Source organism: Ruegeria sp. CDSC051 (assembly GCF_059610665.1).
Genome location: NZ_JBXWOC010000011.1, coordinates 51,834 through 70,191, shown reverse-complemented (window position 1 = coordinate 70,191; position 18,358 = coordinate 51,834). Strand labels below are relative to the sequence as shown.

The 18,358-nt window shown below is 57.6% G+C and carries 16 protein-coding genes; 10 read left to right on the top strand and 6 right to left on the bottom strand.

Annotation, left to right across the window (positions count from 1 at the left end):
- Nucleotides 1–129: 129 nt before the first annotated feature.
- Nucleotides 130–3,228 carry a valine--tRNA ligase gene (locus tag AC2FH0_RS19370; protein ID WP_496790135.1) on the bottom strand — a complete coding sequence of 1,033 codons (3,099 nt, stop codon included), beginning with the start codon at nt 3,226–3,228 and terminating at the stop codon, nt 130–132.
- Nucleotides 3,229–3,370: 142 nt separating this feature from the next.
- On the opposite strand from AC2FH0_RS19370, the gene AC2FH0_RS19365 reads away from it, so the two are divergent.
- The 3 genes from AC2FH0_RS19365 to AC2FH0_RS19355 all read left to right on the top strand — a co-directional run bounded on the left by AC2FH0_RS19365 (nt 3,371) and on the right by AC2FH0_RS19355 (nt 7,929).
- Entirely contained in the window at nt 3,371–5,662 is a 2,292-nt protein-coding gene (locus AC2FH0_RS19365; protein WP_496790134.1) for a xanthine dehydrogenase family protein molybdopterin-binding subunit, read from the top strand.
- The gene (locus AC2FH0_RS19360; protein ID WP_496790132.1) at nt 5,640–6,716 is read left to right on the top strand and encodes a T6SS phospholipase effector Tle1-like catalytic domain-containing protein; all 1,077 of its coding nucleotides are present in this window, start codon (nt 5,640–5,642) and stop codon (nt 6,714–6,716) included. The genes AC2FH0_RS19365 and AC2FH0_RS19360 overlap by 23 nt, the downstream gene beginning before the upstream one ends.
- A 124-nt stretch (nt 6,717–6,840) precedes the next feature.
- On the top strand, nt 6,841–7,929 hold the full coding sequence (locus tag AC2FH0_RS19355) for a Hint domain-containing protein (RefSeq protein ID WP_496790131.1): 1,089 nt from the start codon (nt 6,841–6,843) through the stop codon (nt 7,927–7,929).
- A gap of 101 nt (nt 7,930–8,030) precedes the next feature.
- Here the strand turns inward: AC2FH0_RS19355 and AC2FH0_RS19350 are convergent, their stop codons facing one another.
- Entirely contained in the window at nt 8,031–8,606 is a 576-nt protein-coding gene (locus AC2FH0_RS19350) for a GcrA family cell cycle regulator (RefSeq protein WP_142638060.1), read from the bottom strand.
- Nucleotides 8,607–8,732: 126 nt separating this feature from the next.
- Here AC2FH0_RS19350 and AC2FH0_RS19345 point away from each other — a divergent pair, with 126 nt between their 5' ends.
- Nucleotides 8,733–9,536, top strand: a complete 804-nt coding sequence (locus AC2FH0_RS19345) for an ABC transporter permease (protein WP_142638062.1) — start codon at nt 8,733–8,735, stop codon at nt 9,534–9,536.
- On the opposite strand, the gene AC2FH0_RS19340 is transcribed toward AC2FH0_RS19345, so the two are convergent.
- Both AC2FH0_RS19340 and AC2FH0_RS19335 read right to left on the bottom strand, forming a co-directional pair.
- Nucleotides 9,518–10,411, bottom strand: coding sequence for a DMT family transporter (locus AC2FH0_RS19340; RefSeq protein ID WP_496790130.1), 894 nt, complete (start codon nt 10,409–10,411; stop codon nt 9,518–9,520). The two genes, AC2FH0_RS19345 and AC2FH0_RS19340, sit on opposite strands and share 19 nt — an antisense overlap.
- 47 nt (nt 10,412–10,458) lie before the next feature.
- A complete protein-coding gene (locus AC2FH0_RS19335) occupies nt 10,459–10,836 on the bottom strand; it encodes a MerR family transcriptional regulator (RefSeq protein WP_496692864.1) in 378 nt (125 codons plus the stop codon).
- Between the two features lie 58 nt (nt 10,837–10,894).
- On the opposite strand from AC2FH0_RS19335, the gene AC2FH0_RS19330 reads away from it, so the two are divergent.
- From AC2FH0_RS19330 to AC2FH0_RS19305, 6 genes are all read left to right on the top strand, one after another.
- Nucleotides 10,895–11,155 (top strand): zinc ribbon domain-containing protein, encoded by a 261-nt coding sequence (locus AC2FH0_RS19330; protein WP_496790128.1) that lies wholly within the window; start codon nt 10,895–10,897, stop codon nt 11,153–11,155.
- Nucleotides 11,156–11,394: 239 nt separating this feature from the next.
- A complete protein-coding gene (locus AC2FH0_RS19325) occupies nt 11,395–12,582 on the top strand; it encodes an aspartate aminotransferase family protein (protein WP_496790126.1) in 1,188 nt (395 codons plus the stop codon).
- Nucleotides 12,583–12,610: 28 nt separating this feature from the next.
- Nucleotides 12,611–13,537, top strand: a complete 927-nt coding sequence (argF, locus tag AC2FH0_RS19320) for an ornithine carbamoyltransferase (protein WP_271950442.1) — start codon at nt 12,611–12,613, stop codon at nt 13,535–13,537.
- Between the two features lie 57 nt (nt 13,538–13,594).
- A complete protein-coding gene (locus AC2FH0_RS19315; protein WP_496790125.1) occupies nt 13,595–13,936 on the top strand; it encodes a 5-carboxymethyl-2-hydroxymuconate Delta-isomerase in 342 nt (113 codons plus the stop codon).
- A 309-nt stretch (nt 13,937–14,245) separates the two neighbouring features.
- Entirely contained in the window at nt 14,246–15,208 is a 963-nt protein-coding gene (locus AC2FH0_RS19310; RefSeq protein ID WP_496692860.1) for a pirin family protein, read from the top strand.
- A 67-nt stretch (nt 15,209–15,275) separates the two neighbouring features.
- Nucleotides 15,276–16,241, top strand: a complete 966-nt coding sequence (locus AC2FH0_RS19305) for a 2-dehydropantoate 2-reductase (RefSeq protein ID WP_496790123.1) — start codon at nt 15,276–15,278, stop codon at nt 16,239–16,241.
- A 4-nt stretch (nt 16,242–16,245) separates the two neighbouring features.
- Here AC2FH0_RS19305 and AC2FH0_RS19300 read toward each other — a convergent pair whose 3' ends face one another.
- Nucleotides 16,246–17,724, bottom strand: a complete 1,479-nt coding sequence (locus AC2FH0_RS19300) for an inorganic phosphate transporter (RefSeq protein WP_496790122.1) — start codon at nt 17,722–17,724, stop codon at nt 16,246–16,248.
- Between the two features lie 93 nt (nt 17,725–17,817).
- Complete coding sequence (locus AC2FH0_RS19295) at nt 17,818–18,276, bottom strand: NUDIX hydrolase (protein ID WP_496790120.1); 459 nt, start codon at nt 18,274–18,276, stop codon at nt 17,818–17,820.
- Between the last annotated feature and the right edge of the window lie 82 nt (nt 18,277–18,358).

Here is an 18,358-nt window from a genome sequence, read left to right as displayed (position 1 = left end):
TATCAACCCGCACTTGCTAGCAATCGTAAGCGGAGGTGAACAGGGCGAAATCCGGGCCGGGGAACGAAAACCCCGCCAACGCGGGCGTGGCGGGGTCTGGTATCTAGAACGGCTTGGAGTAGACGAAGATCAGGCGATTTCGGCCAGACGTGCTAGCGCCTCGTTCAGTTTCACCTCTTCCTCTTCACGGGCGGCGAGGTTGGCTTTGGCTTCGGCAACAACCTCTTCCGGGGCCGAGGCCACAAATTTCGGATTGTTCAGACGACCGCGCAAACCACCCAGTTCCTTGGCAAGTTTGCCCTTTGCCTTTTCCAGTCGTTCCTTTTCGGCGCCGATATCGATGATATCTGCCAGCGGCAAACCGAACGTCGCACCCGGCGCGGCAATCGAGATCGTTCCCTTGGGAAATGCATCCACTTTGGTCAGGCTGTCGATCCGCGCGAGCCGCTTGATCAGCGCCTCGTTACGGTCCCATGCAGCTTGGCCATGCGCGTCAATCTCTGTCACCAGCATCGGTACATAAAGGCCCGCCGGAACCCGCATCTGCGCACGAGCTGAGCGCGTGTTCTCGATCACCGAAATCACCCAGTTCATTTCGCGATCAGCCTCTGGGTCGACCAGTTCGGTGCCGTAAGTCGGCCAGTCGGCGTGTACGACCATCTTGGCGCGCGTGCCTGTCAGGCCCCACAGTTCCTCGGTAACGAAGGGCATGATTGGGTGCAGCAAGACCATGGACTGGTCCAGAACCCAGCGCATGGTAGCGCGGGTCTCGGCCTGTGCTTCGGCATCGTCACCCTGCAGCAGGGGTTTGGACAGTTCCACATACCAGTCGCAGACCTTGCCCCAGACAAAGGCGTAAAGCCCGTTCGCCGCTTCGTTGAAGCGATAGCTTTCCAACGCCGCGTCGACCTCTTCCCGCACGCGGGCAGTTTCGCCTATGATCCAACGGTTTACGGCGGCCTTGGGTTTCAGATCAGCGACGTCTAGTTGCGGTACGGCGTCGGTGAAGACCTCGTTCATCTCGGCAAAGCGAACAGCGTTCCAAAGTTTTGTACCAAAGTTGCGATAGCCGGTGATGCGTTCGCGAGACAGTTTCAACACGCCGCCAATCGCCGCCATCGAGGCATTGGTAAAGCGCAGCGCGTCGGCGCCGAATTCGTCCACGATCTCCAGCGGGTCGATGACGTTGCCGGTGGTCTTGGACATCTTCTTGCCCTTCTCGTCGCGGACGAGCTGGTGCAGGTAGACGGTGTGGAACGGGATCTGATCGACCACCGCCAGTTGCATCATCATCATCCGGGCGACCCAGAAGAACAGGATGTCAAAGCCAGTGATCAGAACGTCCGTGGGGAAGTAGCGCTCCAGCTCCTCGGTCTGTTCGGGCCAGCCTAGCGTACCGATGGGCCAGAGGCCGGACGAGAACCAGGTGTCGAGGACGTCGGGGTCGCGGATAAGGCCAATTCGTCCGCGCTCTGGCGCGTTGTCCGAGAAATTGACAAGACTATCTTGCGCATCTTTGAACGATCCAGCTTCGAAGACGTCGTAGATCAGTGCCCCATCGACATCTCGGTGCTCTTCAGCGCACATCCGAGCAGCTTCTTCGAAGTTCGCGGCACAATACATACGGAGGTTTTGAGGCTCATAGCTCCAATGAACCTCTCGCGTCTTTTTGTTGTGCCCTTTAGCCCGAAGACCCGGTCCATACCAAACCGGAATCTGATGCCCCCACCACAGCTGGCGCGAGATGCACCAGGGCTCGATGTTTTCCAGCCAGTGGTAATAAGTCTTCTCACCGGACTCGGGGATGATCTTGACCGTGCCATCCTTAACCGCATCCAGCGCAGGGCCGACGACCTTTTCGGCGTCAACGAACCACTGGTCAGTGAACATCGGCTCGATGACCACCTTCGAGCGGTCGCCAAAGGGCTGCATGATCGGTTTGCTCTCGACCAGCGGTACCAGAGCGGCCGGATCGTCATCTTCACCCAGTTTGGTGCCCAGAACTGGGTTGTCAGCGCGGGTCATGACGGCCAGACCGTCGGCGGTGATCTCTTCGACCACCTTGGCGCGCGCCTCGAACCGGTCCAGTCCCCGCAGGTGATCGGGGATCAGGTTGATTGCGTCGATCTCATTCTCGGTGAATGCTTTGCCGCGTGCGTATTCCTGCGCTTTGCCCGCTTCCTCGGCGTAAGGCGCGCCATCGGCCCGCATTGCGCCACGCGTGTCCATCAGACGGTACATCGGAATACCGCCACGCTTGGCGACCATGTTGTCGTTGAAATCATGCGCGCCGGTGATCTTCACCGCGCCCGAGCCGAAATCGGGATCGGGATAGTCATCAGTAATGATCGGAATCTGGCGACGATGCTCTTTCGGTCCAACGGGAATTTCACAGAGTTTGCCGATGATTGGCGCATACCGCTCATCTGACGGATGAACCGCAACCGCGCCATCGCCCAGCATTGTTTCGGGCCGTGTCGTGGCGATTGAGATATAGTCGCGCTGTTCCTCAAGCACGATATTCCCGTCCTCATCCTTTTCGACATACGTATAGGTCTCACCACCCGCCAGCGGGTACTTGAAGTGCCACATATGGCCCGCGACTTCGATATTCTCGACCTCAAGATCCGAGATTGCGGTCTCAAAATGCGGGTCCCAGTTGACCAGACGCTTGCCGCGATAGATCAGGCCCTTTTCGTACATTTCTACGAAGACCTTGATGACGGCATCGTGGAAATTTGCAGAATTCTCATGCCCTGTGCGCGGGTCACCCGGTGCACCTGCCATGGTAAACGCGTTGCGCGACCAATCGCAGCTGGCGCCAAGACGCTTGAGCTGTTCAATGATCGTGCCGCCGTATTCACCCTTCCATTCCCAGACTTTCTCAAGGAACTTCTCGCGCCCGAGTTCACGCCGCCCTTCGTTGCCCTGCGCCGCCAGCATCTTTTCAACCTGCATCTGCGTGGCGATGCCCGCGTGGTCCTGACCGGGTTGCCAAAGCGTGTCGAAGCCGCGCATCCGGTGCCAGCGGGTCAGGATATCCTGCAGCGTGTTATTGAACGCGTGTCCCACATGCAGCGCCCCCGTCACGTTGGGCGGCGGGATCATGATGGTAAAGCTTTCATCGCGCGATCTGTTCGCGCCTGCCTTGAAGGCTCCAGTCTGTTCCCAAGCCTCGTAAATGCGGGCCTCGGCCTCGGCCGCGTTGAATGTCTTTTCCATCGCCATTGGATGCGTCCTGCGTCAACAAATTCGGGTTAGCGCTTGCAATATCGAAAGGATAGCAAAAGGGAAAGGGCCAAGCGCCGGGGCTATGGACAATGATGCATCGCAGCCTAATGTCGCCTAGAGGCACAGACAGGAGTGCGCGGTGGAAAAGTTTGGCAAAAGCCAGCCCGTCAAACGGACCGAGGACCAGCGGTTTCTGACCGGGCAGGGGCATTTTATGGACGATGTCCTGCCGCACGGGGCTTTGCATGCGGTATTCGTGCGATCTCAGGTGGCGCATGGGGTGATTGGGGCGCTGGATCTGGATGACGCGCGCGCGGCCGAAGGGGTGCGGCTGATCATGACGCTGGACGACCTGAAGGCCGCCGGGATCGACACGTGTATGAATGCGGCCATCCTGAATAACCGAGACGGTTCGAAAGCCGCTGCGCCGGACCGGCATATGCTGGCCGCGGATCGCATACGGTTTGTCGGAGAACCCGTCGCTGTAGTCATTGCCGACACCGCCTTACAGGCCCGCGATGCGGCCGAGCTGATCTGGGTCGAAACCTCAGACTTGCCCGTAAAACTGGACGTGTGTGCGGGCGGAGAAACGCTGCACGCGGAAACTCCGGATAATCGGGCATTTGACTGGGCGCTGGGCGATGAGGCGGCAACTATTGCTGCGTTTCAGCAGGCGGCTCATACCGTTGCACTGAATGTGGAAGACAATCGAGTGATCATCACGTCGATTGAACCGCGGGGCTGTCAGGCGCATTGGGTTGATGGGCGGTTGCACTTTTCCTATGGCGGGCAGGGGGTTTGGGCCATGCGTGGTCAGCTGGCGCAAAAGTTGCGACTCAACCCCGAAGATATCCGCGTCACGACCCCGGATGTCGGTGGCGGGTTCGGCATGAAGGTCATGCCCTATCCCGAATATTTCTGTGTGGCCGTAGCTGCGATGAAGTTGGGCCAGCCTGTTCACTGGATGTCTGACCGTTCCGAGGCAATGTTGTCCGATCACCATGGCCGCGACCTGTCTTCGCTGGCCGAGCTGGCATTTGACAGCGATCACCGGATCATCGCCTATCGGGTGCACAGCAGGGTGAATCTCGGCGCCTATAACAGCCATTTCGGGCAGGCGATACAAACCAACCTTTTCAGCAAGGTGCTGATGGGCGCCTATGATGTGCAAACCACCTATCTGCGGGTCGAGGGGTTCTTTACCAATACAACGCAGGTTGACGCCTATCGCGGCGCAGGGCGACCCGAGGCCATATATGTCCTTGAACGCGCTATCGACCGCGCGGCCCGAGAACTGGGCGTAGATCCCTGGGAGTTGAGGCGCAAGAATTTCATCCGGCCTGAGGCATTTCCCTACAAGACCGCGACCGGCGAAACGTATGATGTCGGCGATTTCGACATGGTTCTGTCCCAAAGCCAAAGACAGTCCAGCGGCTTTGCCGCCCGCAAGATCGCCGATGCTGAACGCGGTTTGTTCCGCGGGCAGGGGATTTGTTACTATATCGAAAGTATTTTGGGCGACCCTTCCGAGAACGCAAAGATCGAGTTCGTTGAGGATGGCACCTTGAAACTTTTTGTCGGAACCCAATCCAACGGGCAGGGGCACGAAACGGTCTATGCTCAGTTCCTGTCTGACCAAACCGGGGTTCCCCTGGATTGCATCACCGTAGTTCAAGGTGACAGCGACCAGCTTCCGAATGGTGGGGGAACCGGGGGATCGCGATCAGTTACGGTGCAAAGTACCGCGACGCTTGCCACGATCGACGTCATGGTTGCCGCATTCACGCCCTATCTCGCAGATAAGATGGGGGTGGAGGAAAGCGACGTGCGCTTTGATTTTGAAACCTTCCGCGCGCCGGGATCAAACCTGACGCCCACTTTGACCGAGGCCGCGGATATGGCCCGTGCCGACGGGCGCGTTGATTTGTTGCAGCATCAGGCAAGCATCACGCTGGACGACCGTAGCTATCCCAACGGGGCACATGTTGCCGAAATCGTGATTGACCCTTGTACCGGCGAAACATGGGTAGACCGCTATACTGTGGTCGATGATTTCGGTAATCTTATCAATGCGATGCTGGCCGAGGGGCAAGTTCATGGTGGTGTCGCACAAGGCATAGGTCAGGCGCTGTCCGAACATGTTGTCCATGATGCGCAGGGGCAACTGCTCACGGCATCGTTGATGGATTACGCCTTGCCCCGCGCAACCGAGATACCCATGATTAAGTTTACCTCGGCGCCGGTACCGTCAACCTCTAACCCGTTGGGAATGAAAGGATGCGGAGAGGCCGGCACCGTGGGCGCGCTGGCTGCAGTGGCAAATGCGGTTCAGGATGCGCTCTGGGATCACGGGGTGCGGCAGGCCGATATGCCTTTTACGCCGCACAAAGTATGGGAACTGCTGAACGATGCAACTGTCGCAGCTGAGTAGAAAGGTACTGGGGTGGCTTGGACGGCCGCTGCGATCCGAGCATTCGGCCGAAACGCGCCATCGTGAACCTGTCAGCCATGTCATCATTCTAGACGGCACCATGTCGACGCTTGAGCCCGGATATGAAACTCATGCGGGGCAGGCGCTGCGGCTGTGCTGCGAGATGGGAAGCAAGGTATCCGTCTTCTATGAGGCCGGTGTGCAATGGGAAAGCTGGAAGTCCTCGTTGGATGTGATGATGGGGCGGGGGATCAATCGCCAGATACGCCGGGCCTATGGATATCTGGCCTCGCGGTATAAGCCCGGCGACCGTATCTATTTCATCGGCTACTCACGTGGGGCCTACGGTGTGCGCAGCCTTGCGGGTGTTATCGACATGATTGGCCTGCTCAAGGCCGAGCACGCGACCGTTAGGAATATCAAACAGGCCTACCGCCACTATGAATGCAATGCCAATGGTAGCGCTGCCGCTGCGTTTCGCCGGCAGTTCTGCCATGAAGATGTTGCAATCGAAATGATCGGCGTGTGGGATACAGTAAAAGCGCTGGGCTTGCGTCTACCGCTGCTTTGGCGTTGGGCCGAGGATCGCCACGCCTTCCACAACCATCAGCTTGGTCCTGCTACGCGCCACGGCTACCACGCGATGGCGCTGGATGAAACGCGCGAGGTATTCGAGCCGGTCCTGTGGAAATGTACCCCCGATTTTAAAGGCCATATCGAGCAAGTCTGGTTCCGAGGCACCCATGGCGATGTGGGTGGCCAGTTGAACGGGTTTGAAGAAGCCCGCCCCCTTAGCAACATCTCGCTGGTTTGGATGCTGGACAAGGCAGAGCTGCACGGCCTGCCATTGCCGGAGGGATGGAGAGACCGCTTTGTGATCGACCCTCATGCGCGTTCGGTCGGCACATGGCGCGGTTGGGGTAAGATTTTCCTACTGCGCAAGCACCGCAAAGTAGGCCGGGACCGATCCGAGCGGCTGCATGTCTCGGTTTCGCCAAACGAACTGCCCGGTTGGGTGCCGATGTTGGATTTGCCATCGCATCCAGCGCAGTAATTCGGTTCCAGCTGCGAACAAAAATCACTGGGAACATTTACTGGTTAGTGAGACCCTAGTACTCATATATTGAAACAAGTATCGGATCATCATACTCACGCCGAACACAAAGGCGAATTGACATATGGCAGACCCATATTTTTCCGAACTCAAGTACCTTGGAGGCCCACCACAGGACTTTATCGAGGTCGCTGTTGACGCGGGTGCAGATGTTTCTGGGCTTGTTGTTACGATCTACAACTCTGACGGATCTATCCGCAGCACTAACACGCTTGATGGGATCACCCCGACGACAGTCGCAGGCCGGGACGTCTATGTAATTGATTCAGCCAGTTCCGCCACCTTTACCGGGCTCGGTAAAACGAATGGTATCTCTTTATCCGACGGGTCAACGGTTTATCAGTTCAGCTCTTTCAGCGATCCCCCCAGCCCCGGCCCGATAACGGCGACAGCTGGCCCCGCCAATGGGATGAGCTCGACGGTTATCGGCGAGGCCGGGGCGGGAGATTCACTTATTTCCACCGACGATGGTGGAACCTATTCGGTGAACACCACTCCGACACCGGGCACCATACCGTGCCTTACGGCAGGAACGTTGATTGCGACCGATCAGGGCCCTGTCCTGATCGAGAGTTTGAAGCAAGGTGATCGTGTCTTGACGGATCATGGTTGCACGCAGCCTTTGTCACAAATCATTCGGCGACATGTCAGTGTGCGGGATTTGCGCCGCAATCCCAAGCTTTACCCAGTACGCATTTGCGCTGGCGCGCTAGGGCAGGGCCTGCCCAGACGCGACCTGCTCGTGTCCCGTCAGCACCGGATGCTGATATCCTCGGCGATCGTTAAGCGCATGTTTGAGTGCCCCGAGGTTCTGGTCTCAGCTATAAAGTTGGTCGAGCTTCCGGGGATATACGTCGACGACAGAATTACAGAAGTTACTTATTTCCACCTGGTGTTTTCTGAACATGAGGTAATTTATGCAGATGGCGCCCCGACCGAGAGCCTTTTGCTTGGCGATGAAGCACTGAAATCTCTACCGGCAGCAGCCATGGAAGAGCTTTTTACGCTGTTCCCCGATCTTGTCGAAACCCCGATGCAAAAGACCAGCTACAAAATCCCAGAGGGGGGGCGGCAAAAGCGATTGATCGCTCGGCATGCACGGAACCGGCGGCCGCTTTTGGCAGATTACAACTCTTCTTCGATTCCAGTGTGATCGCTCTTAGATGACGCAGAGCCAAAACAGGTGTATTGCCTACATTCCGGCCTGCTGCGGGCACCGCGTTCTGTTGCTAGGTGCCTGCCGTCGTCAAAGCCTTACCGCCGCCGGTCGCGACGTGAGCTCATAGGCTGGAACGCCACACCCACATGCGCTTCGCAATAAGGTTTGCCTGCCTCAACGGGCAGACCGCAAAACCAGAAATCCTCGGTCGCGGGGTCGCCGACGGGCCATTTGCAGGTCTTCTCGGTCAGTTCCATCAGCGTCAGCTTTTTGGCTTTCTTCTCAACCTCGTTGACCTTGGCCAGCGCCTCGGGGCTGATCTCGTTCGCTGAAGGTTGCGGCGGCAGCGGTTGACCAGCCGGGATGATCTGACGGCGGGCCGGAACAGCGGGCTTGGCCTCGGCTGCCGGCGCTGCGGCTGGACGTGCCGGTTCCGTCTTGGGCGTGGGTTTGGGCTTGGCCTCGGCCTTGGGCGCGGGCGCTGGTTTTTCCTTTGGCTCAGCCTTGGCGGGGGTCGCGCCGGTTGCGCGATTCGACAGGCCCAGCCGGTGGACTTTGCCGATAACCGCATTGCGGGTCACACCGCCCAGTTCCTTGGCGATCTGGCTGGCCGACTGGCCCTCGCCCCACATCTTTTTAAGCAGCTCTACACGCTCGTCAGTCCAGGACATCATTTGCCTTTCAAAAGCGGAAAGCGGCCCCGGATTCGGGCCGCCTTGGGAATTCGTCTCAGCCCCCTATTTTAAACACTGCGGTCCGAGTTACAAGCGGTCTTCGAATCAGGTAGAGGGCAGATCATGCAGAATCTCATGGATCAGGAGGCACGCCGCTTTGGTGCGGTGAACTGGATGGGTCTCTATACGCTGGCCCGGCGGGAAACTTTGCGGTTTATGGCGGTGTGGACGCAGACACTTTTGGCACCGCTGGTGACTGCGGGGCTGTTTCTGCTGATCTTCAACATCGCTATCGGGCCCAGCCGGTCTGATGTGATGGGCGTGCCATTTTTGACCTTTCTGGCGCCGGGCATCATGATGATGACGGTGATCCAGAATGCGTTTGCCAATACGTCGTCCTCGATGGTGATCTCGAAAGTACAGGGCAACATCGTCGATACCCTTATGCCGCCGCTTTCGCCGTTGGAGATTCTGCTGGGATACCTTGCGGGCGGCATTGCCCGCGGCTTTCTGATCGCTGTTGTCGTTGCAACCGCGCTGGCGCTGGTGCTGGGTATTGTCCCGCAGAACCCACTGATCGCCATGATCTTTGTAGTGCTGGGAGGGGCCTTTATGGGCGCGCTGGGCCTTTTTGCCGGGATATTCGCCAATAAGTTCGACCAGATGGCTGCGATTACCAACTTCATCGTCACGCCTTTGGCGTTTCTTTCTGGCACCTTTTACTCGGTCGAAGCTTTGCCGCCGGTTTTGTACCGGCTAAGCCACGCCAACCCGGTTTTCTATCTGATCGACGGGCTGCGCTATGGTATGATTGGGGTTTCGGACAGCTCGCCCTACCTTGGGATGTTGATCTGCACGGCTGCAACACTGGTGGTCGGTGCACTGACCTGGCAGATGCTGCGAACGGGCTATCGGCTCAAGGCCTGACGGTGCCGCGCCTCGCGCCACACAAGAATCAGCCCTCCGGCCAAGATGATGGCAGATCCAATTAGGCTGACCGCGTCGGGGACCACATCGAATATCGCAAAATCATATAGCGCAGCGAACAGCAGTGTCGCATAGCTTATCGGCGCTACGAAAGACGCATCTGCCCGCGCCATGCCGTTAACGAAACAGGCCTGTGCGCAAGCCATCAATGCGCCGATCCCCGCAAGGGCTGCCCATTGCGCTGGGTTGGGCATCTGAAACACGAAACTCACCGCGACTGATGCGATGGTCAGGCCCATCGCGTTGTTCACCAATAGAATTTGGATCGGGCTCTCTCGCCCTGACAGCTTTTTGATAAAGATCAGCTCCATCCCGATGACGACCGCCGCCGCCAGCGCCAGTAACGCCGCAGGTTGGAAGCTCGCAGGTGTCGGGCGCAGCAGAACCATTGCCCCGATCAGGGCCACCGCCGCCGCCAGCCAGCGCCAGGGACCGACGCCTTCTTTCAGCAAGGGAATGGCCAGAACCATCGCAAAGACCGGGTTCAAGAACGAAATCGCCGTCGCATCCGCCATCGGTATGAACGCGACCGATGCAAACATCAGCGTGATTCCCAGCCAGCCAAAGCTTGTCCTACCGATATGCAGCCCCCAATGGGGCCGCCGCAGTTTAGGGCGCATGATGCCCACTGCCGAAACGATGACCAGGAAGGCGAATAGAAACCGCCCGTGGCTGATCTGCATTGGATGCAAAGGAGCACCTAGCGTATCTGTCCCCAAAGCTTTGGCCAGCAGGGTGGTTGCCGCAAGGAATGCACTGGCGACAAAAATCAACAGTGCCGCAACGGGCGGGTTATGCGCTTTGGGAACGAACATGCGTAAGCGGTGATGTACGGGTGGACGAAAGGCAAGGGGTAAAACGGTCAGGGCTGTCCCGACGGTGTAGCAAGAGCCTGTTTGGCCTGTCGCAAGCTGTCCAGAAAACGATTTGCGCGCTCGATCCGCGCCTCAACCTCTTCGATCCGTTCCTGAAGAAATGCTACGCCGTCAAAGCTTTCGGGATCAGCCGCACCAAGTTGCCCCAGCAGGGTTGCAAGTTGCGCGATACTGATCCCCGCCGCCTGTGCATCGCCGATCTGTTCCAGCGTGATCAGCGTGTCATCCGGATAGTCGCGATAGCTGTTTGTCGCTTCTGGCCCGGGGCGCGAGGCAATCAATCCGTGCCGCTCGTAAAACCGCAATGTGTCGCGGGGCAGCCCGCTTCGGCGGGACAGTTCTCCGATACGCATATGTAAAACCATTGACTATACTCTATGGTTTTGATCTTATGGCTCGTGGTCAAAGCCTGCAAGGGGAAAGATGATGGGATTCAAATGTCAAAGCTGCGGCATGCCTCTTAGCAAGGATACCGAAGGGGGCGGCAGCGAAGCGGACGGAACCCGCAGCACGCGGTATTGTTCACTCTGTTATGCGGACGGTGCGTTTCGACATCCCGATGCCTCGTTCGAGGAATTTCAGTCCCATTGTCTGGATGCGCTGGTGAACAAGGGCATGCCCCGTATTCTGGCCTGGGCTTTTACGCGCGGCATGGGCAAGCTGGACCGGTGGAGCGACGCCTGAAAACCAGCCCTTCTGACCAAAGAAACAAAACGCTTTTCATCACAAAGCATCGCCGCTATACGGCACCCATGATCAAACACGCTGATATCCTGCGACTTCGACGCCGACGCTTTGCCGCGTAACCGGCCCGTTTGATCCTTTTGCGCCGCCCAAATCGGCGCATCTCCCACCAAATCAGTTGACGAACATGGCTCTCGTGTATCACTCACGGGGCTCAACATATCGAAAAGGATGATCCGATGATCCCGTCCGTTCTGCCGACCTATAATCGTGCGCCCCTGACCTTTGTGAAGGGCGAAGGCGCTTGGCTGACCGAAGCGGATGGCCGACGTTTTCTGGATATGGGCGCGGGGATTGCGGTGAATGCACTGGGCCATGCGCATCCGGCGCTGGTGAACGCGCTGACGGAACAGGCCCACGCGCTGTGGCATGTGTCGAACCTTTATAACATCCCTCAGCAGCAGGCGCTGGCTGATAAGCTGGTTGAACATACCTTTGCCGACACGGTGTTCTTTACCAATTCAGGCACGGAAGCCTGCGAGCTAGCTGTGAAAATGGCACGCAAATATTTCTACGATAAAGATCAGCCCGATCGGGTCGACATCATCACCTTTGACGGTTCGTTTCACGGTCGGTCCTCGGCAGGCATCGCCGCTGCGGGGTCCGAGAAGATGACCAAAGGCTTTGGCCCGCTGCTGCCCGGCTTTGTACACCTGACATTTGGTGATCTTGACGGTGTCACCAATGCGATCTCGGACAAGACCGCGGCGATCTTGATCGAACCCATTCAGGGCGAGGGCGGTATTCGCCCCGTCCCTGATGCCGAGCTCAAAGCGCTGCGTCAAATCTGCGACGACAATGGCCTGTTGCTGATCCTCGACGAGGTCCAATGCGGCGTTGGGCGTACCGGTAAACTTTTTGCCCATGAATGGGCAGGCATCACGCCTGACATCATGATGGTCGCCAAGGGCATCGGTGGAGGGTTCCCTCTGGGTGCGGTGCTGGCCACCGAAGACGCGGCCAGCGGCATGACGGCAGGTACGCACGGGTCGACCTATGGCGGCAACCCTCTCGGTTGCGCGGTGGGCTGCGCGGTGATCGACCAGGTTGCAACCCCCGCCTTTCTGGACGGGGTCAATCGCAAGGCGGGCATGTTGCGCCAGAAGCTCGAAGGATTGATTGCAAATCATCCGGACGTGTTCGAAGAGGTGCGCGGCGCAGGGCTCATGCTGGGTCTGAAATGCAAGGCGACCAACTTGGACGTGGTGAATGCGGGATATGATAACGGCCTCATCACCGTTCCCGCCGCTGACAATGTGATCCGCCTATTGCCGTCTTTGACCCTCACAGAGGACGACATTGCACAGGCGGTTATTCGTCTGGAGAAAACGGCCGCGCAGGTCGAAAGCAATCTGGCGTCTGCCTGAGCCCACCCGATTAGAAAAGCGAAACGACATGAAGCACTTCCTCGACATTCACAAAACCAATGCCGCCGCTTTGCGGGGCATGATCGACCAGGCTGCTGCCATGAAGCAGGCGCGTCTGGGGCAGCCAAAGGCGGCACCGGATGACGAATTGGCACTCAAAGACCGCATGGTCGCCCTGATCTTTGAAAAACCGTCAACCCGGACGCGCGTGTCCTTTGATGTGGGCGTGCGCCAGATGGGTGGTCAGACGATGGTCCTTTCGGGCAAGGACATGCAGTTGGGCCACGGCGAAACCATCGCTGACACTGCCCGCGTGCTGTCGCGCTATGTCGATATGATCATGATCCGGACCTTTGACGAAACCATCCTGACCGAGATGGCGGAATACTCGGACGTGCCGGTGATCAACGGCCTGACCGATCGCACCCATCCTTGCCAAATCATGGCCGATGTTCTGACGTTCGAAGAGCACCGTGGCCCGATCGCTGGGAAGAAAGTCGTTTGGACTGGCGATGGTAACAATGTGTGTGCCTCGTTCCTTCACGCGGCGGGCCAGTTCGGGTTTGATCTGACTTTTACGGGCCCGGCGCAATTCGACCCCGAAGAGGATTTCATGGGTTTTGCCCGTCAAAAAGGGTCCAAGATTGTTGTGGAACGGGACCCCTACAAGGCTGTAGATGGGGCCGATCTGGTTGTCGCCGATACCTGGGTTTCGATGCACGACTCTCAATCCGCGAAGGAACGGCGCCACAACCTGCTGCGTCCTTATCAGGTAAACGCCGAATTGATGGCCCATGCCAAACCCGATGCGCTGTTCATGCATTGCCTTCCTGCGCACCGCGAAGAAGAAGCGACATCCGATGTCATGGATGGGCCGAACTCGGTCATTTTTGACGAGGCCGAAAACCGACTGCACGCCCAGAAGGCCGTTATGCGTTGGTGTCTGGGCGTCTGAACACATGAAAATGGCAAGAGAGAGCCGCGTGCTCTCTCATGATTTCCGGAGTGCACAATGCCCCATATAGTCCTCGAATTCTCTCAGGGCCTTGAAGAGAAACATGATTTCCATGCGGTCTGCGAGAAGTTGTTTGCGGTGCTTTCTGAACATGCTGAGTTTGATGCATCGGCCCTTAAGATCCGGGCCAACCCGGTCACCTATTTTCGGATCGGGACCGAACCGCAGACCTTTCTCCATGCGACGCTTTTATTGATGCAGGGCCGGGATGAGGCCACGCGAGCTGAATTGAACGCTACCGTTTTGGATGTTCTGACTGTTGCCATGCCCGAGGTTGGCAGCATCACGGTGCAAGAGGTCGAACTGAACCGTGCGTCTTATGCCAAACGCCTGGCGTGATTGTGTTTGGCAATTTGTTTATCTGAAGCACGGCGACTGACACCTTCTTTAGTCGTAAGCAACATTCCTTTGCAGGGCAGCAAAAATGCCCTGCATTCCCTGTCAAACAGGTGATCGGGTAGCGAGCTGTTTGGATGGTTCTTTTCTCAGGTGGAATTTCTGTTAGAATTGTTATGTAATAACATTAATGATATGTCATAACGGACAAAATTCCACCGGAGTTGTGCAATTATTGAGGTTTCTTTCAGGTGCAGCGGCCTGCATCTTGCAGGGGCGAACCGTTGCCTGCCGAAAAAGGGAGAAACTGGAATGAGCTGGAACCCGTCTCACAACCCCGATCGTTTGACTGAGAACCCGTCTTTAGAGGCACTGATCATTCCTCGCGCACGTGATCTGGGTGGGTTCGAGGTGCGCCGCGCGCTACCCTCGGTCAAACGACAGCTTGTTGGCCCGTTCATTTTCTTTGACCAGGTCGGCCCTGCAGAATTCATCACAGAAGGCGGTATAGACGTTCGGCCACACCCTCATATCGGGTTGGGCACGGTCACCTACCTGTATAAAGGGGAATTTGAGCATCGTGATAGTTTGGGCACCCATCAGATGATCTATCCCGGTGAGGTCAACTGGATGATTGCAGGACGCGGCGTAACCCATTCTGAACGCACCAGCAAGGAAACGCGCAGCAAAAGACACAGTCTTTTTGGCATTCAGACCTGGATCGCGCTCCCAGAGGAACAGGAAGATATTGCACCGGACTTCGAACATCATAAACAATCTGCGCTACCCCATATTCAGGATGCTGGGGTCAGCGCTCGTCTAATCCTTGGCTCGGCTTATGGTGAAAGCAGCCCGGTCACGACACTGTCTGAAACCTTCTATCTGGACGTGCAGCTTGCCCCTGGGGCCTCTTTTCCTTTGCCTGATGATCAAGAAGACCGCGGTGTTTATGTGACGGAAGGAACGGTTGAGATCGCCGGGGATCAGTTCACCCAAGGTCGTATGATGGTGTTTCGGCCAAGGGATCGCCTTTCCGTTCAGGCAGGGCCGCAAGGTGCGCGGCTAATGTTGCTTGGAGGTGCGACGTTGAACGAGGATCGTTATATCTGGTGGAACTTCGTGTCGTCCTCAAAGGAAAAGATAGAAGCAGCCACCCGCGAATGGAAAACGGCGGACTGGGCCAAAGGGGCTTTTCAACTGCCTCCGGGGGACGATCAAGACTTCATCCCGATTTCAGAAGACCTTGAACGCACCCGCCCGAGGCGCGCGCGCTGACCTGGCGTCAGTTGGCCTTGTCTGACAGGCGGATCGCGGCAATCTTTGACCGAAGGGGAGGGGCGTCATGAGGATCGCAATCGCGGGGGCGGGCAGCATTGGATGTTACTGCGGGGCTTTGCTGGCCCGATCCGGTCACGATGTCACCCTGTTGGGGCGGGCACGAATCCTCGACCCGATCCGGGATAAGGGGCTGATGGTCACAGATTTTTCAGGCCTGCGGTGTCATGTGACCAACCTGTCCCTGACCGAAGATCCGGCGGAACTGAGTGATGCTGAAATGGTCATTGTCACGGTAAAGACCGGCGCGACGGAAGAGATGGCGAAGCAAATCGGGAAACACGCTCCAGACGCTGTGATCCTCTCCTGGCAAAATGGACTGGAAAACGCAGGCACCTTACGTACGATGCTTCCGCACCACGATGTCCGCGCCGGTATGGTGCCGTTCAACGTCGTACCGACAGATACCGGCGGATTTCATCGCGCGACTTCTGGTGAAATCGTTATCCAATCCGGCCTCGGCGATTTGGGCGCAAAGCTGACTGACCCCGACCTACCGGTGTCAGAGAGTGACCAGATCGAAGCCGTCCAATGGGGCAAGCTGGTGATCAATCTCAATAACGCGCTGAATGCGCTGTCCGGGTTGACGTTGAAACAGCAGTTGCTGGACCGCAACTGGCGCCAACTGATGGCAGATCAGATGTCCGAGGCTCTGACCGTGTTGCGATCCGCAGGACAACCGATTGTGTCAATGACGCCGCTGCCCGCATGGATGACACCGTATATCCTGCGTCTGCCTACGCCTTTGTTTTCGCGGGTCGCATCCCGGATGCTGATCATTGACCCTTCGGCGCGCACCTCTATGGCCTATGACCTGATGGCAGGGCGCCCAACGGAAATCGACAGTCTGCAAGGCGAGATCATCCGTTTGGGCGAGCAGCAAGGCATTGCGACCCCAATCTGCGCGCAGGTTCGCGAAAAGATTGCACAGAACCCAAAATCCCCGCTTACTCCCGAGCAAATCCGAAGCTGATGGGTTAGAGAAAAGCCGTCAGTGTCCAGAAGATAGCGGCTGATAACACTGCGGTAGCGGGGACCGTTATGATCCAGGCAGCCACGATCGTCATGAAATGCGAGCGACGGACGAGTTTCCGGCGTTTTTTCTCTTCCTGTGCCTGGCGCCGCTCGGGCAGTCGTTGGTGGTTCGCGTTCTTTCTGCGCCGCTCGGCATGCCATTCGCGATAGAAGCCCACTCCGAAGACCGCGCCCACTGCGATATGGGTGGAACTGACGGGCAGGCCCAGCCAACTGGCCAGGATCACAGTGATCGCCGCAGAAAGGGCGACACAGAATGCGCGCATTGGGTTGAGCTTGGTGATCTGACTGCCGACCATCCTGATCAATTTTGGGCCAAACAGGAACAGCCCAAAGGAAATTCCCAGCGCTCCGATCACCATCACCCAGGTTGGAATTGCGACTTGTGCAGCGAAATCCCCGAACTGCGCCGTATGCACGATTGCCGCCAACGGACCAACCGCATTTGCCACGTCATTGGCGCCGTGGGCAAAGCTAAGAAATGTTGCTGAAATAATAAGTGGTAGCCCAAACAGCGTTTTCAGAGACTTCGTTCTGTTTTCTAGTCCTTCTGATCTGCGATGCACCCAAGGGACTGTCACCAGCCATGTCAGAAATCCGGTGGCCAGACCGAACAGCAAAGCGACTTCAAGCTCAACTTTGACCAGCTTGTTCAGGCCTTTGACGGCCAAATAGGTGGTAAAGGCACCAGCCATGACAGCAACGAGTATCGGCACCCAACGGCGGGCAGCGGCGATCTTGTCGTCCTGATACTGAATTTTGGCATTGATCAAAGCCAGAAAGCCAGCGGCAATAGTTCCACCTAACACAGGAGAGATGATCCAACTGGCGGCAATGGCGCTCATCGTGGTCCAACTGACCGCGCTTAGGCCAGCTGCTGCGATGCCCGCCCCCATGACGCCACCTACCACCGAATGTGTGGTCGAAACAGGCGCGCCGACCCAGGTGGCCAAGTTGACCCACATGGCTGAAGAAATCAGAGCCGCCATCATCGCCCAAATAAAGACGGTGCTGTCGTGAACTGATGCCGGGTCTATAATCCCTTTCGAAATCGTCGAGACGACATCCCCACCTGCCAGCAAGGCCCCCGCGCTTTCTGCGATGGCGGCGATGACGATTGCGCCGGTCATGGTCAGCGCGTTGGCCCCGACAGCGGGGCCCATGTTATTGGCAACGTCATTTGCGCCGATATTGATGGCCATATAGGCCCCAAAACCCGCTGCCGCGACAACGATCAACCCGCCATCAGCCCGCCCAAAAACCACTGCGGCCGTCAGCCCGGCCAGCGCAATAAAGGCGAAGGCGATACCCGGCGCCAGCATGGGGCGTGCCACATGGGCATTGGCATACTCAACGCGCGAGATGCGCGCCAGATCGCTGTCCAGCGATTGCCAACGGAGTTTGGAGCTTGGGTTCGACATCAGGCTATTGCGGGCGGTTTCCAAAAGAACACCCGCGGCTATACGGTTTCGCTCAGACGAGCAACCGTGGCGTCATCACTTTTTGTGGAGGTGTCACAGCTGCAGCAGCAAAGCGCGCAGTTCGGGTTCCTGAACACGTTCGGCCGCTATCACGGGCGAAACCCACTCGCGGGTCCTTTCCTCGGCCTCGGGGTAGATATCGGCCAGTTCCTGCACTTCGATCCGATAGACATTGGTCACCACAGTCTGGCTGGCCCCGTCTTTCAGGATCTTGTCATAAGTATATTGCCCAACTGGGTCTTTGGATAGGGATTGGGCGCGCACGCCGGCTTCTTCCCAGGCCTCTTGCCGGGCAGCCTCGGCGCCATCCAGGCCATCAATCGGCCAACCTTTGGGGATGATCCAGCGTCCGGTGTCCCGGCTGGTGATCAAAAGAACCTGCAGCCCGTCCTGCGTTTCGCGGGTGCACAAGGCGCCAAACTGCACCCGATGGGGGCGCAGGAACAGAGGCCGGGCGACCTCTTCCCAAATATTTCGCAGCCATTTTGTCATGTTTGTCGTTCGCGTACCCGGGTTTTACCTGAGCAGCCCACATAGCAATGAAACAGATAATCTTCAATGAACGCCCGGAATC

Coding starts and splice junctions, on each gene's coding strand:
- AC2FH0_RS19370 (WP_496790135.1), bottom strand. CDS start 3,228: ATGGCGATGGAAAAGACATTCAACGCGGCCGAGGCCGAGGCCCGCATT.
- AC2FH0_RS19360 (WP_496790132.1), top strand. CDS start 5,640: ATGCAACTGTCGCAGCTGAGTAGAAAGGTACTGGGGTGGCTTGGACGG.
- AC2FH0_RS19355 (WP_496790131.1), top strand. CDS start 6,841: ATGGCAGACCCATATTTTTCCGAACTCAAGTACCTTGGAGGCCCACCA.
- AC2FH0_RS19350 (WP_142638060.1), bottom strand. CDS start 8,606: ATGTCCTGGACTGACGAGCGTGTAGAGCTGCTTAAAAAGATGTGGGGC.
- AC2FH0_RS19345 (WP_142638062.1), top strand. CDS start 8,733: ATGCAGAATCTCATGGATCAGGAGGCACGCCGCTTTGGTGCGGTGAAC.
- AC2FH0_RS19340 (WP_496790130.1), bottom strand. CDS start 10,411: ATGTTCGTTCCCAAAGCGCATAACCCGCCCGTTGCGGCACTGTTGATT.
- AC2FH0_RS19335 (WP_496692864.1), bottom strand. CDS start 10,836: ATGGTTTTACATATGCGTATCGGAGAACTGTCCCGCCGAAGCGGGCTG.
- AC2FH0_RS19330 (WP_496790128.1), top strand. CDS start 10,895: ATGATGGGATTCAAATGTCAAAGCTGCGGCATGCCTCTTAGCAAGGAT.
- AC2FH0_RS19325 (WP_496790126.1), top strand. CDS start 11,395: ATGATCCCGTCCGTTCTGCCGACCTATAATCGTGCGCCCCTGACCTTT.
- argF (WP_271950442.1), top strand. CDS start 12,611: ATGAAGCACTTCCTCGACATTCACAAAACCAATGCCGCCGCTTTGCGG.
- AC2FH0_RS19315 (WP_496790125.1), top strand. CDS start 13,595: ATGCCCCATATAGTCCTCGAATTCTCTCAGGGCCTTGAAGAGAAACAT.
- AC2FH0_RS19310 (WP_496692860.1), top strand. CDS start 14,246: ATGAGCTGGAACCCGTCTCACAACCCCGATCGTTTGACTGAGAACCCG.
- AC2FH0_RS19305 (WP_496790123.1), top strand. CDS start 15,276: ATGAGGATCGCAATCGCGGGGGCGGGCAGCATTGGATGTTACTGCGGG.
- AC2FH0_RS19300 (WP_496790122.1), bottom strand. CDS start 17,724: ATGTCGAACCCAAGCTCCAAACTCCGTTGGCAATCGCTGGACAGCGAT.
- AC2FH0_RS19295 (WP_496790120.1), bottom strand. CDS start 18,276: ATGACAAAATGGCTGCGAAATATTTGGGAAGAGGTCGCCCGGCCTCTG.